Genomic DNA, 15,317 nt, shown 5'->3' with positions numbered 1-15,317 from the left:
GCGCTGCCCCCGTCGCCTGCGGCGACTCCCCCGAGGTATTTCCGGCAAGAGGAAGACCGCGGCGGGCTCAGAAGTGGATCGCGCGCCCATAGGCGTCGAGCACGCTTTCATGCATCATTTCGGACAGGGTCGGATGCGGGAAGACCGTGTGCATCAGGTCCTCCTCGGTGGTTTCCAGCTGGCGCCCGACGATATAGCCCTGGATCAGCTCGGTCACCTCGGCGCCGACCATGTGCGCGCCCAGCAACTCGCCGGTCTTGGCGTCGAAGACCGTCTTGATCATCCCCTCGGCCTCGCCCAGGGCAATGGCCTTGCCGTTGCCGATGAAGGGGAAGCGGCCGACCTTGACCTTGTGCCCGGCCTCCTTGGCCTGCGCCTCGGTCAGGCCGACACTGGCCACCTGCGGCTGGCAATAGGTGCAGCCGGCGATGCTGTCGGGCTTGACCGGGTGCACGTCGCGGCCGGCGATCATCTCGGCCACCATCACGCCCTCGTGGCTGGCCTTGTGCGCCAGCCAGGGCGCCCCGGCCACGTCGCCGATGGCATAGAGCCCCTCGACGCCGGTGCGGCAATAGGCGTCGGTCACCACGTGGCTGCGGTCGACCTTGACGCCCAGGTCGTCCAGCCCCAACCCCTCGGTATTGCCGACGATGCCGACGGCCGAGATCACCGTGTCGAACTCGTGCTTTTCGACCTTGCCGCCGGTCTCGATATGCGCCGTGACCTTGCCCTTGGCCCTGTCCAGCTTCTTGACCATGGCCTTTTCCATGATCGTCATCTTCTGCTTCTCGAACGCCTTTTTCGCGAAGGCGCTGATCTCGGCATCCTCGACCGGCAGGATGCGGTCCATCACCTCGACCACCGTGGTCTGCGCGCCGAGCGTGTTGTAGAAGCTGGCGAATTCGATGCCGATGGCGCCCGAGCCGATGACCAGCAACTTCTTCGGCATGTGCGGCGGCTTCAGCGCGTGCTTGTAGGTCCAGACCCGTTCGCCATCCGCCTCGAGCCCCGGCAACTCGCGCGCCCGCGCCCCGGTGGCGAGGATGATGTGCTTGGCGCTCAGATCCTCGCGGCCCTTGTCGGTCTTGACGCCGACCTTGCCCTTGCCGGCCAGCGTCGCCGCGCCCATCACCACCGTGACCTTGTTCTTCTTCAGCAGATGCCCGACACCGCCGGCCAACTGCTTGGCCACGCCGCGCGACCGGTCCACCACGGCGTCGAGATCGTAATCCACCCCCGTCGCCTTGAGCCCGAATTCCTTGGCGCGGTGCATCAGGTGGAACACTTCGGAGGAGCGCAGCAGCGCCTTGGTCGGGATGCAGCCCCAGTTCAGGCAGATCCCGCCCAGGTGCTCGCGCTCGACCACGCAGGTCTTGAGGCCCAGCTGGGCGGCCCGGATCGCGGCGACATAACCGCCGGGTCCCGCGCCGATCACGATCAGGTCGAACTCTCTTGCTGCCATGACACTCCCCGGCGCTGATACGGACCGTTCCTACCCTTAGCTTGCGCCGACCCGCGCATCAATGGCCGGGCGAACGGGGATTTTCCCGGCGCGGGGATTGGCATAGAAGGGATCGGCACCGAACCAAACGAAAGGATGCGGCATGGCCAAAACGCTGAAGGATCTCGCGCTTGCGCTGCTCAACGCCACCCTGATCCTCATTGCCCTCTGCCTGTTCCTGGCCTGGCAGGTCGCATCCACCGCGCGCGACGTCACTGGCCGGCTGTCCGAGGAGCTGGCCGATCTGGCCCCGCTGCGCGGCACGGTTCAGGACACGAAGGACGAGTTGACAGGCCTGCGCCAGGATTTGGCGGGGCTGCGCGACGGCGATGGGCCGGCGGTTTCACAACAGGTGCAGGCGCGGCTGGCGGTGCTGGAGGAGCGGCTGGACATGACGGCCGAACGCCTGAACGCGCTGAGCGGCGCGCCCGAGCGGTTGATCGACCATGCCGTCGAGACGACCGCGGATGCGGCCGCTCAGCGTGTCATGGCGATCCGCGGCTGCGTGCCGGCGACCTAGCCGGCGGCCTGCAGCTCGCGTACCGTCCGGCCATAGCCGCCATCATCGACATAGGCGGCCTCCAGCGCGGTATGCGACCGCTCCAGCGCCGGGTTGCGATAGGGGAACCGGCCGAACTGCCGGATCACCTCGCGATGGGCGCGGGCATGCAGCAGGCTGCTGTCGCGACTGTCGGGCATCCGCTCGCACATCAGGCGCACGCAGCGTTCCTGGTCGCACAGGTTCTCGGAATGCATCATCGGCATGTAGAAGAACTGCCGCGCCGGTTCGTCGATCCTGAGATCCCAGCGCCGGTCCACCGCGCATTTCGCCACCGCAAGCGCGGCCCGGTCGGTGGAAAACGCCTTTGCCTCGCCCCGGAACATGTTGCGCGGGAACTGGTCGGTCAGGATGACATAGGCCAGGCATCCGCTCGGATAGGTCAGCCAAAGCGACAGCCCGCCGTCACGGGCCTCCTGCCAGGTTTCCTGGAAACGGTCGCGGATCGTCGCGTCCAGCGCGTCGTCCTGCTTGTACCACCCGGCGGGACCAACCTCGTCCAGCCAGAAACTCAATACATCTTCGGGACCTACCATCGGCCTCACTCCACCTTTCAAATACCCCCCAAAGGCTGATTTCAACTTGGGGTCTTTGACGGAATTGTAACAGTCACGATTTACGACAATTTCCGCCGATCCCGTCATATGCGTGAGAATTTGGCGGAAATCCGACCATTGCGGCGGATTTAGACAGAAAAAACCGGGGTTCCCGGCGGGATCCCAGCCGCGCCGGCCCCACCCGGTCGTTTCCGATTTTGCAACGATGGTTGTGCCAGGGCCACACCGTTGCGGCCGAAATCAGGCCTCGGCCGTCTCCTCCTGTTCCTCGGCGGCCTCGATGGCGACCTCCTGGGCGAACTCCATCGCGACGGCGGTGGCGGTGGGATACATCGTGGCATAGGCGCTGGTGTCGTCCACCGACGGCCCGGGGCGCCGGGTCATGCGGTACGCGGCATAGAGCGCCAGGCCGAAGATCAAGACGGCGACGAACAGGAAGAAGCCGCGCGGGCCCGCCACACCCATCACCCAGCCGGTGATCAGCGGCCCCGCCACCGCGCCCAGCCCGTTGAACAGCACCATCCCCGCCGAGGCGGCGGCCATGTCGTCATGGTCGAGATAGTCGTTGGCATGGGCGATCAGCAGCGAATAGAGCGGGTTCGACATCCCCCCGATCAGCACACCGGCCACCAGCAGCATCGCGAAACTGCCGCCCAGGAACAGCCCGATCAGCGCGCCCAGACCGCATATCAGCGCGGCGGCGAGCACCAGCAACCGCCGGTCCATCCGGTCGGACAGCCATCCGATCGGGTATTGCAGCACCATCGCGCCGATGAAGAAAGTCGAGATGAAGATCGAGATGCGGCTGACGCTCAGCCCCTCCTCGGCGGCATAGACCGGCGCCATGCCGAATTGCGCCGAGAACACGCCGCCCAGCAGGAACATGCCGACACAGGCCAGGGGCGAGATCTGGAACAGCTTGGACAGCGGCAGGGGCTTGGCGGTGTCGAAGGCCGGTGTCGGGCTGATCGACAGAAGGATCGGCGCAAAGGCCAGCGACACCAGAACCGAGGGGATGATGAACAGGACGAACCCGGCCGGATCGCCGAACGGGATCAGCGCCTGGGCCGAGACGATACCCACCATCTGCACGATCATGTAAAGCGACAGCGCCTGGCCGCGGGTCTCGTTGCTGGCGGCGTTGTTCAGCCAGCTTTCGGCGGTGACATAGACGCCCGAGAAGCAGAACCCGATGACCACCCGGCCGACGATCCAGGCCCAGGGGCTGGTGAAGGTCGGGTAGAGGATCATCACCGCCGAAATCAGCGAGGCCAGCGCCGCGAAGACGCGCACATGCCCGACCCGCCGGATCATGCCGGTAGCCATCTGCGACCCGAACAGGAAGCCCAGGAAATAGGCCGACATCACGATGGACATCGAGAAGGTCGAGAACCCCTCGATCGCGCCCCGAATCCCCAGAAGCGTACCCTGCATGCCGTTGCCGACCTGCAGAAGCATCATTCCCAGCAGCAGCGCCCAGGCGCTGGACATCACTTGTAGCATCGATTGCCTCCGATCTCGGCCTTGTGCCTCGGGTCGGGAGTGGCACGGCACCGCCCCCTCGGGCGCGCTTGTCTACGACATGCGGTCCGGGGCGCGTGTCGCATGCGACGGCCCGGGCAGCAACAGCGACGCATCGCCATAGGAAAAGAAGCGATACCGGGCTTCGACCGCATGGGCATAGACCCGCTTCATCCTGTCCTGCCCCATCAGCGCCGAGACCAGCATCAGCAGCGTCGATTTCGGCAGGTGGAAATTGGTCATCAGGGCGTCTGTCACGCGAAACTGGAAGCCGGGATAGATGAAGATGTCGGTCTCGCCCTCCCACGGCGCGATCCCGCCGTCGCGCGCGGCGCTTTCGATCAGGCGCAGCGCGGTGGTGCCGACCGGGATGATCCGGCCGCCGCGGGCACGGGTCGCGGCGATCTCGTCGGCCGCCTGCGGACTGACGCGGCCCCATTCGGCGTGCATCCTGTGGGTCGTCACGTCCTCGACCTTGACCGGCAGGAAGGTGCCCGCCCCCACATGCAGCGTGACATGGGTGAACGCCACGCCGCGCGCCTGCAGCGCCGCCAGCAGGTCGTCGTCGAAATGCAGCGAGGCGGTCGGCGCCGCCACGGCCCCCGCATGCCGCGCCCAGACCGTCTGGTAGTCGTCCTTGTCGCGCGCGTCGGCGGGCCGCTTGCCGGCGATATAGGGCGGCAGCGGCATGGCGCCGGCCTGCGCCAGCGCGGCGTCGAAATCCTCGCCCGTGCGGTTGAACCGCAGCAGCGCCTGGCCGCCCTCGACACGGTCCAGCACCGCCGACAGCTGGTCCGAGAACACGATCTCCTCGCCCGGCTTCAGCTTCTTGAGCGGCTTGACCAGCGCTGCCCAGCAGCCATCGGCGCGCGGCTCCAGCAGCGTCGCCTCGATCCGGGCGCGCACCTCGCCCTGCGCGCTCTGGCGGGTGCGAGTGCCATTCAGCCGGGCCGGGATGACCTTGGTGTCGTTCAGCACCAGACGGTCGCCCGGTCGCAGCCAGCCCGGCAGGTCCGTCACCCGCGCGTCATGGATCGCGTCGCCCTCGGCCACCAGCATCCGCGCCGACGAACGCGGGCGCGCGGGCCGGGTCGCGATCAGCTCATCGGGCAGGTCGAAATCGAAATCGCTCAGCTTCATGTGCCGCGCTATAGGAGGGATACGCGGATTCGGCCAGTGCCGCCGCGCCTACCGGTCCTCGCCCGGTCGGTTGTCGAGGATCGACGGCGTGTCCGGCTCGTCGGGCCGCTCCGGCGGTGCCGGGTCGCCCGGCGCGGATGCGGGCGGCGGTTCGCGGAAGATCTCGCGCAGGGGGCCGGGCGCCAGGCCGGAGAGCGGGTTGACCCAGACCTGCGGCTGGGCGGTCGAGCCCGTCAGCCTGTAGGTGAACCCGATCATCCCCTCGCCGCGCCGGGTCAGGACGCTGCCGATGGCATTGAGCAGGTAGACCGGCGAGATCACCCCGCGCAGGTTCAGCCGCTTGCGCACGGTGTCGATCGTGCCGTCCAGCGACAGGCCGATGGACGGGCCGACCGCGCTGCCCTCGCGGATGGTGATCTGGCCGGGGCTGAGGCGGAAGCGCCCGTCGATCTCGGCGAACTGGATGCCCTGGCCGGACATCTCGTCAATGAGGCCCACGACGCTGACTGCGTTCAGCAGCGCGGCCATGGCCGGGGCGTCCTGGATGCGGGTGTTGCGCGCCCGCAGCTGGCCGTCGAAGAAGCCCGGCGCGCCGGTCGGTTCCAGCGTGATCCGAAGGCTGCCGCCGCGTGCCTGTTTCAGGATGCCGCCGGCACGGAACACGCCGCCGGCATCGCCGGACTGGATGACAACGGCGCTGCGCGTACCGCGCGGCACGACCTGGCCCTGCACCTCGGTCTGGCCGTTGACCCGCCCCGAGAACGGCCCGCCCAGCCCGCCTGCGGTCTCGAACCGGCCGCGGAACCCGGTCAGCGCGATGCTCTCGGTGATCTGCAACCGGTCCAGCGCCGCGTCGATCCGCGGGGCGGGGCCGCCGCCGCCCCCGCCGCCGGGCCCGAATGTCGCGCCGCGCAGGTCGAGCCGGCCGCCGCGCACGCGGATGTCCAGCCCGCCGCCCGCCCGGCCCACGAGGTCGATGGGAACGTCCAGCCAGTTGCCCAGCGTCAGGCGTGACAGGCGCGCCCGCTCCAGACCGCCGCCATCGGCCAGGGCGATGGACCCGGCCAGCCGCAGGCCCGCCGCCTGCAGGGAAATCGCCTCGATGCCGCCACCGGGGCCGGGCTGCGCGCTCAGGCTGAACTGCCCGGCCCGGCCCGCGGGCTTGCTCCAGCCCAGCTGCGGCACCGCCAGCACCAGTCCCTGGAGCGTCGAGTCGGCCTCGATGCGCACCGGCGCGCCGCCACCGATGCCGACCGACAACTCCGCCACACCGCGCCCCCGCACCATGCCGGGCGGCAGGCCAACGTTCAGCTCCTGCAGCAGCTCCGGCCCGACCTCGATCTGTCCGGTCAGGCGGCTGCGGCTGGCCGGCCCCTTGCCGATCGGCTGCCGCCAGCGCGCGCTGAGCGGCACCTCGCCGAAAAACGCGTTGCCCTCCAGCACCACCCCGGTCTGATCGCCCGCGACCGACAGGCGTGGCGCGCGCACCACGTGACCCGGCACCAGCACCTCGCTGCGCACATCGTCGATGGCGCCGGTGAAATGGAACTCCATATCCTCCAGCTGCACGCGCTTTTTGAGCGGAAGCGCCAGCGTTCCGGTCAGCGTCACCTGCCCCTCGGCCAGATCCACCGGCAGGTTGGCGCGGGTCAGAATCGGATCGGGCGGCGCGTCCAGCATCGACATCACCCCGCGCACCGGCCCCGCCCCCTGCAGGCGCAGGATGCCGGGCGCGGCCTTCTTGATCCCGATATCGGGGATGATGAAGGCGCTGCCCGCCGCGTCGATCTCGTCGCCGCTCTCGGTGATCACCCGGCCGCGCTCGGCCATGACCGTAAATCGCGTGTCCAGCAGGCTGGCATGGCCCGCCGCCCCGGTGAGCGGCGGCAGGTGGCGGGAATACCTGACGGTGGCCTCGTCGAATTCGAAATCGGCATGCATCACCGGGGACTGGCCCGGCTCCAGTCGCAGCGCGAGATCGATGTCGCTGACCTGGGCTGCCGTCAGGTTCTTGGTCACCCAGTCGCGCGGCTTGGGCGCCAGGCGCGGCGGCCAATAGGCCAGAAGCTGCGCCGGTGTGATCCGGTCCATGCTGCCTTCGGCCGACAGCTGCCAGCCATCCTCACGCGCCAGCAGGCCACCGGACAGCCGCAGGGTTCGGTCCTCGTCCCAGACCGTCATGCGCCCCACCCGCAGGCGGAACGGATCCAGCTTGAGCTGGAAATCCACCTCGGCGCGCTCCAGCGCCAACGGGTCGGTGAACAGGTCGTCGGGATTGATCTGAAGGTCGGTCAGGCGGAACTGCGCTTCCAACGTTTCCAGCCGCCCGGTCTCGACCCCGTCGAGATAGGCCCGCCCCTCGCCCCGGGCGCTGCCCCAGTCCGAGTTGATGGCGACCTCGTTGAAGTCCAGCGCCTGAGCGGCCGGATCGAGGGTGAAGTAGGTGCGCGCGTCGGAGAACGGGATCGGCTTGGTGCGGGGGTTGGGCTGCAACACGCCGGCACCGATCTGAAGCGTGGCAGAGACCGGACCCAGCGCACCCGCGCCATCCACGCTGCCGCGCAGCGCCCCCGAGATCGGCGCGCGCAGCACCTCGAGCCAGGCCAGCGCCGGGGCCTGTGCGGCAATGTCCTGGGCGGGCAGATCCTCGATCGAGATACCGAACCGGGCGTCAGGCAGGCCGATGCGGCTGGTGTAATTGGCCTCGACCGTGCTGGCATAGGAGCGCCCGCCCAGCAGCGAGAAGCCGGTCGAGACCCGCAGCGATCCGTCGTTGATCGTCGCCTGAACGAAGCCGCCATCGGCGGTCCAGGTCCGGCCCTGGCCGACATCCTCGTAGGCCAGAGTAACCGAATCGACGCGCAGCGCGCTCAGTGCCGAGAATTGCGGACGCAGGAACAGGCCGTCGGCCTGCTCGATCAACTGGGTCAGGCTGGGCGCCTCGCGCAGCGGCGAGGCACCGTCGAGAAAGGCCAAAGCGAAGTTGCCATCGGCGTCGCGGCGCAGGGTTACGAACGCCCCGCTGAGCGAGATCCGCTTGGGCTGCAGCCGTCCGCGCAGCAGCGGACGCATGGCAACGCTGGCGCTGGCGTCGTTCAGCCGCGCGATCTCCTGGCCTGAGGCGTTACGCAGCACCACGTCGCTCAGCCGCAGCCGGGGCCGCCAGCCCTCGTGCACGATCAGGTTCACGTCGCCGAATTCCAGCTGCAGCCCGCCCAGCCCGCGCTCGATCCGCGAGGCGACCCGTTCGCGCAGCCAATCCGGCGCATGGATGCGCTGGCCCACGACCATCAGCGCCGAGAAGGCGGCCAGCACCAGCAGGTAGAGAAACCCGCGAAACGCCCAGAGGCTGGCACGACCGGCCCGCCGCCGACGCCGCACCCGGCGGACGAACCGCGTGCGCGCCCGCCTGCGCTGGCTGTGCTCGGCCGATCTGGTCTGGCTCTCTTTCAACTTCTCCGCCGCGCCCTATGATGCGCCCCGACCGAAACCCGAAACCTGCAGGAGCACATATGCCCGACGTTTCCGATCCCGCCCCGGATTTCAGCCTGCCCCGCGACGGCGGCGGCACGATCACCCTGTCCGACCTGCGCGGCCAACCCGTCGTCCTGTTCTTCTATCCCCGCGATGATACCCCGGGCTGCACCAAGGAATCCATCGGCTTTTCCGAGAACCTGCAAGCCTTTGCCGAGGCGGGCGCGGCGGTGCTGGGGATCTCGAAGGACACGGTCGCCAAGCATGACAAGTTCGTCGCCAAGCACGGGCTGACCACGACGATGCTGTCGGATGCCGAGGGCGACACCTGCGAGCGCTATGGCGTCTGGGTCGAGAAGAACATGTATGGCCGCAAGTCGATGGGGATCGAGCGGTCGACCTTCGTGATCGACGCCGAGGGGCGCATCGCGCGGGTCTGGCGCAAGGTCAAGGTGCCGGGCCATGTCGACGAGGTGCTGGACGCGGTGCGCGCGCTGTGAGCGCGACACTGGCCGAGATGGCTACCGAGGTGCTGAACACCGCCGATGGCCGCGCCAAGTGCGCGCTGTCGCGCGCCCATGCCGCCGCCTGGTTCGCGACCCGCGCCGGCAAGGGCGAACCGATCGCCGTGGGCCAGGCCGCCCCGCCGTCGCACCCCGCGCGCCCCGACCGGCCCGAACTGCTCAGCCCGCGCGACGTGCCGCGGCGCCGGCCCGGATCGCCCGCCGGGCGCATCGCGCTGCTGCATGCGGTGGCGCATATCGAGCTGAACGCGGTCGACCTGCACTGGGACATCATCGCGCGGTTCGGCCATGTGCCGATGCCGATCGGGTTCTACGACGACTGGGTCAAATGCGCCGACGAGGAATCCAAGCATTTCGGCCTGGTCTGCGATTGCCTGGAGGCGATGGGCAGCCACTACGGCGCCCTGCCCGCCCATGCCGGCATGTGGCGCGCCGCCGAGGACACCGCCGACGACCTGATGGGCCGGCTGGCCGTGGTGCCGATGGTGCTGGAGGCGCGCGGCCTGGACGTGACGCCAGGCATGATCGAGATCTTCCGCAAGGCCGGTGCGGCCGGCGCGGTGGCCGCGCTCGAGGTGATCTATGCCGAAGAGGTCGCCCATGTCGCCTATGGCTCGAAATGGTTCCACTTCCTTTGCGGCCGCGTGGATTGCGACCCCAAGGAGGTGTTCCACGACCTGGTGCGGCGCTATTTCCACGGCCCGCTCAAGCCGCCCTTCAATGAGGAGAAACGCGCCGAGGCGGGATTGCCGCCGGATTTCTACTGGCCGCTTGCCGAGGGGCAGCAATCACCCGGTGGTTGAGCGACGTCAGCGCGCTCCGGACCGTTGCAGAGAGGACACGGACCCTACGTCATCGGCAAGATCTTGCGCATTCGGGGCCTGAACCGCGACGAATTCGACGCTCTTGGTCAACAAACTTGCCCGGCGGCCGCAGCGCTAGTATGCAAACGGCCAAGCTTTCGGGCTCCGGCCCGATCGGCCTTCTGGATGTGACAACGACCTAAGGGACAGCGCGTGCGAACTCGTCTGGCGATCAAGATTCATGCGTTTCTGGAACGGCATTTCCCGGAACGCAGGGTTTTCCTGAAATCCGACTCCGACACCAAATTCATCCGATTGCGACCCGAGACGCAGGTGCTGGCCTATTCCGGCGTTGCGCTGGTGGTGGCCTGGACCATCGTGGCGACCGCGATCCTGCTGATGGACAGCATCGGATCGGGCAATTTCCGCGAGCAGGCCAAGCGCGACCAGATGACCTACCAGGCGCGTCTGAACGCGCTGGCCTTCGAACGCGACGCCCGCGCCGAAGAGGCGCTGGCGGCGCAGCAGCGGTTCAACGCGGCGCTGGCACAGATCTCGGTGATGCAGTCGGAACTGCTGGAATCCGAAACCCGCCGGCGCGAGCTGGAGACCGGGATCGAGGTGATCCAGACCACCCTGCGCGAAACCATGCGCGAGCGGGAACTGGCCCGCGCGGCCTATGCGCAGCTCAAGCACGACACCGAGAACGGCCAGGCCGACCACCTGGTCGCGGCCGTGGCACCGGTGCAGACGGATTTCCTGTCGATGGCGCTGGAGCGCACCGCGCGCGAGCGTGATCTGGTGATCGCCGACGCGAGGGCGGCGCTGGACCAGCGCGACGAGCTGGAACTGGAAATCGAGCTGATGCGCGAGAAGAACGACCAGATCTTCCGCCAGCTGGAAGAGGCGATGACCGTCTCGGTCGAGCCGCTGGACAAGATGTTCCGCCAGGCCGGCATGGCGCCCGACCGCATCCTCGATCAGGTGCGAAGCGGCTACAGCGGCCAGGGCGGCCCGCTGACGCCGCTGTCCTTCAGCACCCGCGGCGAGGAACCCTCGGCCGACGAGATCCGCGCCAACCGGCTCTTGCAGCAGATGGACCAGCTGAACCTCTACCGGATCGCCGCCGAGAAGGCGCCCTTTGCCGTGCCGGTGAAATCCGCCTTCCGTTTCACCAGCGGCTACGGCAATCGCCGTGACCCCAAGACCGGCGGTCGCAGGATGCACAACGGCACCGATTTCGCAGCGTCGCAGGGCACCGACATCTTCGCCACCGCCGATGGCGTCGTCACCCATGCCGGTTGGCAATCGGGCTTTGGCCGGCTGGTCAAGATCCGCCACGCCTTCGGTATCGAGACGTTTTATGCGCACAATTCCAAGCTGCGCGTGAAGGTCGGTCAAAGGGTCTCGCGCGGGGAACATATTGCTGATATGGGTAGCACCGGACGGTCGACCGGAACGCATCTGCACTATGAGGTGCGGGTAGACGGAAGACCTGTTAACCCCATGACCTACATCAAGGCTGCACGAAATGTTTTCTAAGAGCAAAATCAACGAGCCCGCATCCAAGGCGCCCGAGCCGGCCAAGCCCGACGCGCCCGCGGCTCCTGCGGCGTCGAGCCCCGCCCCGAAGAGCGACAGCAAGCCCTCGGCCCCGAAGGCCAAGCCGCCGGCATCGATTCTGTCCACCGACCTGCACATCACCGGCAACCTCAAGACCTCGGGCGATATCCAGGTCGAGGGCACCGTCGAGGGCGACATCCGCGCGCATCTGCTGACGATCGGTGAATCGGCCACGATCAAGGGCGAGGTGACCGCCGATGACGTGGTGATCAACGGGCGCATCGTCGGCCGCGTGCGCGGCCTCAAGGTCCGCCTGACATCGACCGCGCGGGTCGAGGGCGACATCATCCACAAGACCATCGCCATCGAGAGCGGCGCGCATTTCGAAGGCTCGGTGCAGCGCCAGGACGATCCGCTGAACCCCGGCAACGCGACCCGCTCGGGCGCGAACCCGGCCGTGGCGCCCAAGGCCGAGAACGCCTGAGCCCACGCCCGACCGAATGTCGAAACCGCCGCCGGCCCCGCACCGGGCGGCGGTTTTCGTTTGACCGGGCCGAGACCCCTCGTTGCTGGGGGCAAAAAATTTCCCAAATACCCGGAGTCGCGCGTAAACTCGGCGTCAGGGTGAAATCGGGAGGATCCCAAGATGGTTCAAAGACTCTCCGCCGAGTTTCTCGGCACGTTCTGGCTGGTGTTCGGGGGCTGTGGCAGCGCCATCTTCGCCGCTTCGGTCGCCAATGTCGGGATCGGCTGGCTGGGCGTCAGCCTGGCCTTCGGCCTGACGGTCCTGACGATGGCCTATGCGGTCGGCCATATCTCGGGCGGGCATTTCAACCCCGCCGTCAGCCTGGGCCTGATGCTGGCGGGAAAGTTCGAGGGCAAGGACCTGATCCCCTACTGGATCGCGCAGGTGCTGGGCGGCATTGTCGCGGCGCTTGTGCTCTACATCATGGTGTCCGGCGGGCCGGAATTCGAGGGCGTCGGCGGGTTCGCCTCGAACGGGTACGGCGCGGCGTCTCCGGGCGGGTATTCGATGGCGGCAGCCCTGGTGGCCGAGATCGTGCTGACCGCCTTCTTCATCTTCATCATTCTCGGCGCGACATCCAGGGGCGCACCGCCGGGCTTTGCCCCGATCGCCATCGGTCTGGCGCTGACGCTGATCCACCTTGTGTCGATCCCGATCACCAACACGTCGGTCAACCCCGCGCGCTCCACCGGCATGGCGCTGTTCGCCGACGCGCCGGCGCTGGCGCAGCTGTGGCTGTTCTGGGTCGCACCGCTGATCGGCGGCGCGCTGGGCGGGTTGCTGTGGAAAGCGGTGGCCGACGACGACTGACCGTGCGGGCCTTTCAGCGGCCCAGCATCCAGCGCCCGTCGGGCCAGAAGGCGTGGAAGGCGAAGGCGAACATCAGGTCATGCGCCACGTCGCGCCCTCGCCCGTCGCGGACCCGGATCGACCCGATGTCGCGGCCCTTGGCGATGCGGCCCGAATCCAGCGCCGAGGCCTGGCCCGGCGCCCAGCTGATCGTGACCCCGGCCTCGGTGATCTCGCCCGCGTCGCTCAGCCGCGACAGCGGCCAGGCGCGGTCGCCCACGCGCACCACCCGCATCAGCGGTGAAATGCCGTGCGGCGGATCCTCGCCGGAATAGAGAAACGGCCGCCGCGCCGTGTCGTAGCCGCGATAGGGATTGCTGCCATAGTTGCGATTGTGCGGCGGCTCGGCCATCACCAGGCCCTGCGGGTTGCGGGCGCGGAACTGGTCCCAGCTTTCCATCCAGCTGGGCAGGGTCTTGAGCGTCGTGCCGGTCAGCTTGCCGACGACGGCTTGTCCGAGTGCCTGCTGCCACCAGCTCTCGGTCTGGCGGTCGAACATCACCATGTCCGAATGGCGCAGCTTGCCGGTCACGCCGAAGGTCAGCTCCCCGGCGCGGGTGCGCCGGTCGAAGGTGATGGCCGAGTTGCACAGCGGGCAATAGGTCACCGCCACCGGCACGCCGCCCACGGTGTCGTTCACGATCTCGTGCCAGATCAGGTAGCGGATCGGGTAGGCCCGCGGCGTGGCCTCACCGATCTCGACGGTGATGACCGGCTCGCGCCCCTCGATGCGCCGGGCATCGGCCGCGCGCAGGAATTTCGGATCGCTCAGCGCCGGGATGCCGTCCCTGGGCGGCCCGCCCGAGCGGATCTCGGACCAGTTGGTGATGCTGGTTTTCGCAAAGTCGGTTTCCGGCCATTCCGACCGCCATTGCTCGGGTTGCGCGGCCAGCGCGGTTGCTGCAAGCAGCGTGAGTAGGAGAGCGAGGATGCGCATGGATCACCTCCTGGGGGTGATCCCATCCTGACCGATGGCCGGTCCGGTTGCCCAGCCCCCGCCACGGGCTTGTGAAGGGAGTTCAACGACCCGAGAGAACGATTGCTTGCGGGTCGCGCGCGGCTCCGGGCGATGGGTCGCCGCCTGTGGCGGCGACCGGTCGGGGGGCTTTGCCCCGTCGCCATTGTCGCTCGAACCAATGGCGCGCCAATGGCGACCCCCCAAGGTATTTCCAGCGAGAGGAAAGCCGGGCTGATCGGTGGCTGTCACCAGACGAGCCCGGCCGCGCGGTCACGGTTATTCGGTGACGGTCACCGTTTTCATCACGTCGGGCTGGCCGATCACCGCGCCGTTGGGGCCCTCGCCGCGCTTGATGGCGTCGACCACGTCCATGCCGTCGGTCACCTTGCCGACGACGGTGTATTGGCCGTTCAGGAACGGGCCCGGTTCGAACATGATGAAGAATTGCGAGTTGGCGCTGTCGGGATCCTGCGCGCGGGCCATGCCGACCACGCCGCGTTCGAACGCCTCGTCCGAGAACTCGGCGGCCAGGTCGGGCTTGTCCGAGCCGCCGCGACCGGCCTGGCGCATGTCGCCGCCCAGCTTGCCGAACTGCACGTCGCCGGTCTGGGCCATGAACCCGTCGATGACGCGGTGGAACACCACGCCGTCATAGGCGCCCTCGGCCGCCAGGGCGGTGATCTGCTCGACATGGTTGGGGGCCACGTCTTCCAGCAGGTCGATAGTGATGGTGCCGTTGGCGCCCTCGCCCTCGATCTCGATCTCCAGGCCGGTCGCAAGCGCGGGACCGGCCAGCAGGGTGAATGCGATCGCCAGTTTACGCATCGGCGGCCACCTTGACGCTGACCATGCGGTCGGGCTCGGCCGGCGGCTCGCCCTTGGTGATGGCATCGACATGCTCCATCCCCTCGATAACCCGGCCATAAACGGTATACTGGCCGTTGAGGAAGTGGTTGTCCTTGAAATTGATGAAGAACTGCGAATTGGCGCTGTCGGGATTGGCCGAGCGCGCGGCGCCCAGCGTGCCGCGGTCATGCGGCAGCTTGGAGAACTCCGCCGGCAGGTTCGGCAGCGAGGAGCCGCCGGTGCCCGCCATGCGGATGTTGAACCCGTCTTCCATGTCGCCATGCTGCACGTCGCCGGTCTGGGCCATGAAGCCGTCGATCACTCTATGGAAGGCCACGTTGTCGTATTCGCCCGACCGCGCCAGTTCCTTCATCCGCTCGCAATGCTTGGGCGCGACATCCGGCAGCAGCTCGATGGTGACGGTGCCGTCCTTGAGCTCCATGAGGATGGTGTTTTCGGGATCCTTGATTTCGGCCATCGGGCCCTCCTGTCATTG

The 15,317-nt window shown here is 68.0% G+C and carries 14 protein-coding genes; 6 read left to right on the top strand and 8 right to left on the bottom strand.

Annotated elements, in window-relative coordinates; genetic code table 11:
• Positions 1–67 precede the first annotated feature (67 nt).
• Positions 68–1,462, bottom strand: coding sequence for a dihydrolipoyl dehydrogenase (lpdA, locus tag BMX57_RS05770; RefSeq protein WP_092363502.1), 1,395 nt, complete (start codon positions 1,460–1,462; stop codon positions 68–70).
• 142 nt (positions 1,463–1,604) lie between these two features.
• On the opposite strand from lpdA, the gene BMX57_RS05765 reads away from it, so the two are divergent.
• On the top strand, positions 1,605–2,021 hold the full coding sequence (locus tag BMX57_RS05765; protein ID WP_092363499.1) for a hypothetical protein: 417 nt from the start codon (positions 1,605–1,607) through the stop codon (positions 2,019–2,021).
• On the opposite strand, the gene BMX57_RS05760 is transcribed toward BMX57_RS05765, so the two are convergent.
• From BMX57_RS05760 to BMX57_RS05745, 4 genes are all read right to left on the bottom strand, one after another.
• A complete protein-coding gene (locus BMX57_RS05760; RefSeq protein ID WP_092363496.1) occupies positions 2,018–2,596 on the bottom strand; it encodes a DUF924 family protein in 579 nt (192 codons plus the stop codon). The genes BMX57_RS05765 and BMX57_RS05760 overlap by 4 nt on opposite strands.
• Before the next feature lie 261 nt (positions 2,597–2,857).
• Entirely contained in the window at positions 2,858–4,120 is a 1,263-nt protein-coding gene (locus tag BMX57_RS05755; RefSeq protein WP_092363493.1) for an MFS transporter, read from the bottom strand.
• 72 nt (positions 4,121–4,192) lie between these two features.
• Positions 4,193–5,278, bottom strand: a complete 1,086-nt coding sequence (queA, locus tag BMX57_RS05750; protein WP_092363490.1) for a tRNA preQ1(34) S-adenosylmethionine ribosyltransferase-isomerase QueA — start codon at positions 5,276–5,278, stop codon at positions 4,193–4,195.
• 48 nt (positions 5,279–5,326) lie between these two features.
• Complete coding sequence (locus BMX57_RS05745; protein ID WP_092363487.1) at positions 5,327–8,731, bottom strand: YhdP family protein; 3,405 nt, start codon at positions 8,729–8,731, stop codon at positions 5,327–5,329.
• A gap of 59 nt (positions 8,732–8,790) precedes the next feature.
• On the opposite strand from BMX57_RS05745, the gene BMX57_RS05740 reads away from it, so the two are divergent.
• From BMX57_RS05740 to aqpZ, 5 genes are all read left to right on the top strand, one after another.
• A complete protein-coding gene (locus BMX57_RS05740; RefSeq protein ID WP_092363484.1) occupies positions 8,791–9,252 on the top strand; it encodes a peroxiredoxin in 462 nt (153 codons plus the stop codon).
• Positions 9,253–9,269: 17 nt separating this feature from the next.
• Entirely contained in the window at positions 9,270–10,079 is an 810-nt protein-coding gene (locus tag BMX57_RS05735; RefSeq protein WP_092364328.1) for a ferritin-like domain-containing protein, read from the top strand.
• A 213-nt stretch (positions 10,080–10,292) separates the two neighbouring features.
• Positions 10,293–11,621: a M23 family metallopeptidase gene (locus BMX57_RS05730; RefSeq protein WP_092363481.1), complete on the top strand. Its 1,329-nt coding sequence runs from the start codon at positions 10,293–10,295 to the stop codon at positions 11,619–11,621.
• Positions 11,611–12,126, top strand: a complete 516-nt coding sequence (locus tag BMX57_RS05725; protein ID WP_092363478.1) for a bactofilin family protein — start codon at positions 11,611–11,613, stop codon at positions 12,124–12,126. The genes BMX57_RS05730 and BMX57_RS05725 overlap by 11 nt, the downstream gene beginning before the upstream one ends.
• Positions 12,127–12,288: 162 nt before the next feature.
• Positions 12,289–12,978 carry an aquaporin Z gene (gene aqpZ, locus BMX57_RS05720; protein WP_092363475.1) on the top strand — a complete coding sequence of 230 codons (690 nt, stop codon included), beginning with the start codon at positions 12,289–12,291 and terminating at the stop codon, positions 12,976–12,978.
• A gap of 13 nt (positions 12,979–12,991) precedes the next feature.
• Here aqpZ and BMX57_RS05715 read toward each other — a convergent pair whose 3' ends face one another.
• The 3 genes from BMX57_RS05715 to BMX57_RS05705 form a co-directional block, all read right to left on the bottom strand.
• Entirely contained in the window at positions 12,992–13,954 is a 963-nt protein-coding gene (locus BMX57_RS05715) for a DUF3179 domain-containing protein (RefSeq protein ID WP_092363472.1), read from the bottom strand.
• Positions 13,955–14,251: 297 nt separating this feature from the next.
• Entirely contained in the window at positions 14,252–14,800 is a 549-nt protein-coding gene (locus BMX57_RS05710) for a peptidylprolyl isomerase (protein WP_092363469.1), read from the bottom strand.
• On the bottom strand, positions 14,793–15,299 hold the full coding sequence (locus tag BMX57_RS05705) for a peptidylprolyl isomerase (protein WP_092363466.1): 507 nt from the start codon (positions 15,297–15,299) through the stop codon (positions 14,793–14,795). The genes BMX57_RS05710 and BMX57_RS05705 overlap by 8 nt, the downstream gene beginning before the upstream one ends.
• Positions 15,300–15,317 lie beyond the last annotated feature (18 nt).

Source organism: Cribrihabitans marinus (assembly GCF_900109035.1).
Lineage (GTDB): Bacteria > Pseudomonadota > Alphaproteobacteria > Rhodobacterales > Rhodobacteraceae > Cribrihabitans > Cribrihabitans marinus.
This window is presented reverse-complemented; position numbering and strand designations above follow the sequence as displayed.